4 protein-coding genes, 1 pseudogene and 1 riboswitch are annotated in these 6,192 nt (G+C 71.3%); of the genes and pseudogenes, 2 read left to right on the top strand and 3 right to left on the bottom strand.

What is annotated here, in order from left to right:
- Nucleotides 1-1,371, top strand: a pseudogene (locus FNH05_RS29370) (amino acid permease); the annotation flags it as partial.
- 268 nt (nucleotides 1,372-1,639) lie between these two features.
- On the opposite strand, the gene FNH05_RS29375 reads toward FNH05_RS29370, so the two are convergent.
- Nucleotides 1,640-2,239, bottom strand: a complete 600-nt coding sequence (locus FNH05_RS29375) for a cadmium resistance transporter (RefSeq protein WP_144592101.1) — start codon at nucleotides 2,237-2,239, stop codon at nucleotides 1,640-1,642.
- 56 nt (nucleotides 2,240-2,295) lie between these two features.
- Here FNH05_RS29375 and FNH05_RS29380 point away from each other — a divergent pair, with 56 nt between their 5' ends.
- Nucleotides 2,296-2,916 (top strand): class I SAM-dependent methyltransferase, encoded by a 621-nt coding sequence (locus FNH05_RS29380; RefSeq protein WP_144592102.1) that lies wholly within the window; start codon nucleotides 2,296-2,298, stop codon nucleotides 2,914-2,916.
- Between the two features lie 378 nt (nucleotides 2,917-3,294).
- Here FNH05_RS29380 and FNH05_RS29385 read toward each other — a convergent pair whose 3' ends face one another.
- Nucleotides 3,295-4,920: an NRAMP family divalent metal transporter gene (locus FNH05_RS29385; RefSeq protein WP_144592103.1), complete on the bottom strand. Its 1,626-nt coding sequence runs from the start codon at nucleotides 4,918-4,920 to the stop codon at nucleotides 3,295-3,297.
- 294 nt (nucleotides 4,921-5,214) lie between these two features.
- Nucleotides 5,215-5,389, bottom strand: a riboswitch (M-box (ykoK) riboswitch).
- 77 nt (nucleotides 5,390-5,466) lie between these two features.
- Nucleotides 5,467-6,192: DUF998 domain-containing protein (locus FNH05_RS29390; protein ID WP_342781630.1), on the bottom strand; the 726-nt coding region annotated here is incomplete at its 5' end.

Raw genomic sequence — 6,192 nt, forward strand, 5'->3', positions numbered from 1 at the left:
GTGTTCGGCCAGGGCATGGTGGGCACGGTGCTGTTCGGGATGCTGCAGCTGGCCTCGGCGCTCATCCTCTACACCGGCGCCAACACCAGCTTCAACGGGTTCCCGTTCCTGGCGAGTTTCGTCGCCGAAGACCGGTTCCTGCCGCGGCAGCTGACCAAGCGCGGGCACCGGCTGGTGTTCTCCAACGGCATCCTGGTGCTCACCGCGCTGTCGGTGGTGCTGCTGGTGCTGACCGGTGGTTCGGTCAACGGCCTGGTGCCCTTCTACGCCATCGGCGTGTTCACCGGCTTCGCCATCGCCGGGTACGGCATGACGCGGCACCACCTCCGGGAGAAGGAGCCGGGCTGGCGGCACAAACTCGCGGTGAACCTCAGCGCCGGCGTGCTGGCCACGGTGGTGGTGGGGATCTTCGCGGTCGCCAAGTTCACCGAGGGGGCCTGGCTGGTGGTCGTGGTGTTCCCGCTGCTGGTGTTCGTGCTGATGCGCCTCAACCGCGAGTACCGGGCCGAGGCGGCCATCCTCGACCGCGTCCGCGAGCATCCCCTCGACGCGGCCAACTACGCCCACCACAAGGTGTTCGTGCTGGTCAACAGCGCGGACCTGGCAGTGCTGGAAGCGCTGCGCTACGGGCGCAACCTGCGGGGCACGGACCTGACCGCGGTGCACTTCATGATCGACCGGATGCACGCCGAGCGGCTCGAGCGGCGCTGGGACGAGCTGCGGATCCGGGTGCCCCTGCGGGTGATCGACTGCCCGGACCGCCGGGTCGCCCGCGCCGCGCAGAAGCTGATCGCGGAGGCGGCGAGCCGCCGGGGCACCGGGGTGACGGCCCTGCTGCCCAGGCGCAGCTACACGCCGTCCCTGGGCTGGCTGCTGCACGACCGCACGGCCGATCGCATGGCCCGCGCGATCAGCCAGGTGGAACACGCCGCCGCGACGATCGTGCCCTACGACGTGAAGTCGAAGATCCACGAGGTCTACCCGCTGCGGCCCGGCGAGGAGCGGATCACCGAGGCCTTCGAACGGTTCGCCGACCAGCTGGCCGGTGAATCCCCGGAGCAGAAGGCCTTCGAACAGCCGCGGCCGCCGGTGGACGCGGTTCCCATCACGGAGGTGCACGCCGGTACCCGCGTGACCGTGGTGGGTCGGCTGCACGAACTGCGCCTGAACCGGACCGACGCGCACACCGTCCTGGTCGGGGAGTTGACCGATGCCACCGGCAGCCTGCGGGTCGAGTTCCCCGAGCGGGCTCGCGCCGACATCGAGGTCGGCCAGCGGCTCCGGGTCACCGGCACGGCCGAGCGGGAGGACGGCGGGCTGCTGCTGCGTGAACCCCGCTACCGCGCGGTGGAAGAACAGGAAGGCGAGTAGCTTTCGGGAAAACGGGTAGGCCGCGCCGGAGAGTTTCCCGGTTTCCCTCTCCAGGGACAACGGAAAACGGAGCGAAAATGTCGGAGGTAATACGTAGACTCGGTGCCGTGAGGGTTGCTTTGTGGGGAGCATTGTGCGTCGTCGACATCGTCGTCGGCCACTGGCTCATGGGCACGATCGCGCTGGTCCTGCTGGCCGGCGCGGCGGCTCCGCATGCCCTGGGCGCGCCCCGGGGCCGCCGCGGCCGCCCGGGAACCACCCGTGATGATCAAAGCCATCGGGGCACGCCGGTTTTACCGAAAATATAGAGTCCGATGAAGAGATAGACCGCGGGCACGATCCAGCGTCCCCAGCGGTGAAGGATGGTCTGCACCCTCTTCCGGGAGACCAGCCAGGAGCCGGCCAGGCACCACAGGGCGATTCCGGCCGCGAACACGGCCACGGTGAGCGCGAGGTCCGTGGCGGTCACCGACTGCAGGAAGGGGATGTACCCGGCGAGGTTGTCGCCGCCGTTGGCGACGGTCACCCCGATCACCCCGGCGAGCCCGGTCACGGCGGGCGGCGGCTCCTGGCCGTTCGCCCGCACCGCGGAGACCAGTTTCGCCACGCCGAGCCCGAACGGGAGCAGGCCCAGCAGCCAAAGCCAGTTCCGCGGCAGCACGGCCAGCCCGCGGGCGGCCGCCAGCGAGAGGGCGAAGAGGAGGGCGATGCCCACGTACTGCCCGGCCCAGATCTCCCACCGCCGCGGCCGCCCTCCCGCCTGCGCCGAGGCGTTGAACACCGCGAGCACGACGAGGTCGTCGAGGTTCGTCGCGGCGAACAGCGCGGCGGCCGTGCCGAGGGTGGCGAAGATCCGTTCCACGGTCATCCACTATCCGGCAGGCGGGGGTGGCAGGCCGGGTGGGGTGCTGCTAAGCCTGATCCATGAACGGCACCGGCGGTGAGGCGCCCGTAACGGACATCGAGGCCACACGGGCGTTTTTCGGGCCCCGCGCGGCGGGCTGGGAGGACCGTTTCCCCGACGACGTGCCGGGCTACCGGCGCGCGGTCGCCGAACTCGGCCCGCCGCCCGGCGGCGCCGTCGCCGACGTCGCGTGCGGTACCGGGCGGGCACTGCCCGAACTGCGCGCCGCGGTCGGCGAGGGCGGCACCGTGCTGGGCATCGACCTGACCGCCGAGATGCTCGCCGAGGCCACCCGGCTCGGGCGGCGCGAGTCCGCCGTCCTGGTGCTGGCGGACGCGATGCGGCTGCCGCTGGCGACCGGCAGCCTGGACGCCGTGTTCGCGGCCGGCCTGCTGACCCACCTTCCGGACCCGCTGCGCGGACTGGCGGAGCTGGCCAGGGTGGCCCGCCCGGGTGCCCGCCTGGCCGTGTTCCACCCCATCGGCAGGGCCGCGCTCGCCGCGCGCCGGGGGCACGCGCTGCGGCCCGACGACCTCCGGGCCGAGCCGTACATCCGGTCCGCGCTGGCCTCGACCGGATGGCGGTGCGACTCGGTGGACGACGGGCCGGACCGCTACCTCACCCTCGCCACCCGCACCTGATCCACCCGAGGAGCGCCTGGCCCGTCCGCCGAGCGATTCCCACGCTCAGGCGCCTGTGTCCCACCCTCAGGCGCCTGTGTCCCACCCTCAGGCGCCTGTGTCCCACGCTCAGGCGCTTGAGTTCCACGCTTGGTCTGGGGGCCGGCGCCCTTCAAGGTGCCGGACTCTTGCCGGGACCCTGTCCGTATTGACCGTGAGGGGACTCCTCACGGTAGTGCGTGGCACCTAGCACTGCACGAGCGTGGGACACAGGCGCACGAGCGTGGGACACAGGCGCACGAGCGTGGGACTCGCCGGGCAGCGCAGAGCGGACCGGACTTTGCCGGGGCCCTGGTCGCATCGGCTGTGAAGGGACCCTTCACGGCCTGACGCCCGGGCTCACTGGCCGAGCACGGTTTCGACGATCTTGACCACGACCAGGACCATCGCCGCCAGCAGGTAGCCGCGCAGGAGGCCCAGGCCGATCTTGCGGCCGGTCGACAGGGCAGGCCGGGGCAGCTCGGTCAGTGGCGGCATGCGCCACGACACGCGCCCGGCGCGGTCCACCGGGACGGGCGCGGGACGGCCCCGGCCGCTCAGCACGGCGTAGACCGCGGCGAGCGCACCCACTCCGGCACAGCACGCCATGATCAGCAGGATCTGCCCGGCCGTGATCGACGGGAACAGCACGGCGGCCGTCAGCACGACCGACAGCGTGACCAGCACCCCGGCCACGATCGCGGTGAACACGGTGGTGGCGCGCCGGTTGACCCACGGGCCGAGCACGTCCCGGTCGGTGCACAGCAGCAGGAGGAACACGGTCGCCGACGGCAGCAGCACCCCGGCCAGGGTCTGCACCCCCTCGGTGAGCAGGCCCAGCGGCGAACCCGGGACGAGCACGATGACCGCGGCCACGGCGACCAGGCCCGCGTAGGCGGCGTAGAACCCCTTCGCGTGGCCCACCCCGCGGTGCAGCGAGTGGTTGACGCCCAGCACGTCTCCGAGGGCGTAGGCGCTCGACAGCGACACCGCGAACGCGCCGATGACCGAGGCGTCCAGCAACGCCACCGCGAACAGCGCGCCCGCCGTCCTGCCCGCCGCGGCGCGCAGGCCCTGGGCGATGCCGGCGGTGTCGGTGAAGTGACCCTCCCCGCCGGTCCCGGTGAACACGGCCGCGGTGAAGGCCATCACCGCCGCCGCGCCCACCACCACGATCAGGATGCCCAGCCACAGGTCCGCCTTCTCGTAGCGCAGGAACCGCGGCGTGATGCGCTTGTCGATCACGTACGACTGCTGGAAGAACAGCTGCCACGGGGCCACCGTGGTGCCCACGATGCCGATGATCAGCAGCATCAGCGTGGACATGCCCGAGGAGCCCGCGGGCAGCGACGGCACCACGAAATCGTGGGCCAGTTGCCCGGCGGGCGGGTGGGCGAGCAGCGCGATCGGGATCAGCACGAGCGAACCGGCGCAGAAGGTGATCGCGATCCGCTCGAACCGGCGGAACGAGCCGGTGAACGCGGCCGCGACGATCACGGCGGCGGCGAGCAGCACGGAAGGGACCTTGGGCAGGCCGAGGTAACCGGTCGCCAGTGTGATGCCGATGAACTCGGTCACCAGGGTCAGCGCGTTGAGCAGGAACAGGTCGAGCACGCTGAAGGCGCCCCAGAACCGGCCGAACCGTTCGAGGATCAGGCGGGCGTGGCCCACCCCGGTCACCGCGCCGAGGCGCAGCACCATCTCCTGGTTGACGTACAGCACCGGCACGAGCAGCAGCAGTGTCCACAGTAGATGCGTGCCGTAGTTCTGGCCCGCCTGGCCGTAGGTGGCGAACGCGCCCGCGTCGTTGTCCCCGACCATCACGATCAGGCCGGGACCGACGATCGCCAGCAGGGTCTTGAGTTTCGCCCCCGGGCCGCGGCGGACGCCGGTGTCGTCCACGCGGATGGTGCCGAGGGCGCCCCGGATGTCGCCGACGTGTGCTTCGTCGAGCACGGCGCCGGAGTTTTCGGTGATCGCGGACATGAGAAATCCACCTCCTGGACCCGAAAAGGGCCGCGAAAAGGGACATCCGGGCGCCGTCCGCGCACCCCGGAGCACCACCCGGCGAACGGGCGGGAAAGGGCGCGGATCAGTGCTGCCGCAAGGGTTACCGGATGCCCGGGAAAGATCGGGACGATCGGGGACAGCGACGAGGAAGGGGCCTACTTCGGCCCGGACTACTGCTCCGCACGGTCCTCACCTCCATCCCGGGCTGGGCGCCGGGACTCTCCGGCGCCGGATTTCCTGACCACGGACCATCGTCACCCTGAAGGGGACGATGCACCACTCACGTAAGAGCTTTGGCACTGCCCGGCGTGTCCCGCGGCGGGGCGGGAAGCCACTTCGGGTAACCCCTTAACCCGGGGATACCTGTCCTGGTCTTGGGCGTCTCTCGACGTCGTCAGATCAGTGGCCTGTGTCCGGACAGGAGCCTCACCTAACGAGGTGCCCGTCGAAACCTTGCCCAGTGTAGACCCCGCTCGCGCGGTCCTTCACTGTGAGGGCGGGCACGCCGGAACGCCCGCGCCGTTATGGGGCGAGTTGTTCCCTTTGGTCCGCCTGGGAAATCTCCGCCGGATGTCCGGTGTGGACCATCGAGCGGGACGCGTGGTGGGCCCAGCCGCCGAGCAGGGCCAGCAGGGCGAGTTCGAGCCCGGCCATGATCCGTTCGACCAGTCCGGTGGCCGGGGTGGGAAATCCCCGGGAAAACAGGACGTGCACCGCGAAGGGCACGATGAACGGCAGGAAGAACGGGACGGAGGCCAGCGCGAGCCACCGGGACCAGCGTGCGAAGCGGTGCCAGGACGGATGTGCCCGGTGCGTGCGGGCGAGGACGAGTCCGGCGACCGGAAGTGCCGCGCAGCTCACGCCGGTGGCGTAGAGGTGCAGTTTTCCGGTGAGGCTCACCGCACCGCCCTGCGGGTCCTTGCTGAACACCGCCACCAGTGCGATCGCCACGCACCACACCGCCAGCCAGGCGGGCGCGGCCGCGCCGGCCAGGACACCGGTGCGCCGCAACGACACCAGCACCGCCACCGACCCGGCGCTGGTCAGGGTCAGCGCCAGCGCCCATGCCCAGTGGCCGGGGGTGAGCGCGTACTCGCTGAGCATCGCGGTGACCGGATTCTCGCCACCGCCCCAGTCCGGATCCAGATGCAGGACCACGAGCAGGGTGGCGGCCACCGCGAACGCCCCGTGCCCGGCCCAGGCGAGCATCCGCGCGAGCGGATCGGTGCGGGCGGGGGAGGGCAGGAC

This window comes from Amycolatopsis rhizosphaerae (assembly GCF_007713715.1).
GTDB classification, from domain to species: domain Bacteria; phylum Actinomycetota; class Actinomycetes; order Mycobacteriales; family Pseudonocardiaceae; genus Amycolatopsis_E; species Amycolatopsis_E rhizosphaerae.

Excerpts from the sequence above, each read along its gene's own strand:
- FNH05_RS29375 (WP_144592101.1), bottom strand. The coding sequence starts at position 2,239 with ATGACCGTGGAACGGATCTTCGCCACCCTCGGCACGGCCGCCGCGCTG.
- FNH05_RS29380 (WP_144592102.1), top strand. The coding sequence starts at position 2,296 with ATGAACGGCACCGGCGGTGAGGCGCCCGTAACGGACATCGAGGCCACA.
- FNH05_RS29385 (WP_144592103.1), bottom strand. The coding sequence starts at position 4,920 with ATGTCCGCGATCACCGAAAACTCCGGCGCCGTGCTCGACGAAGCACAC.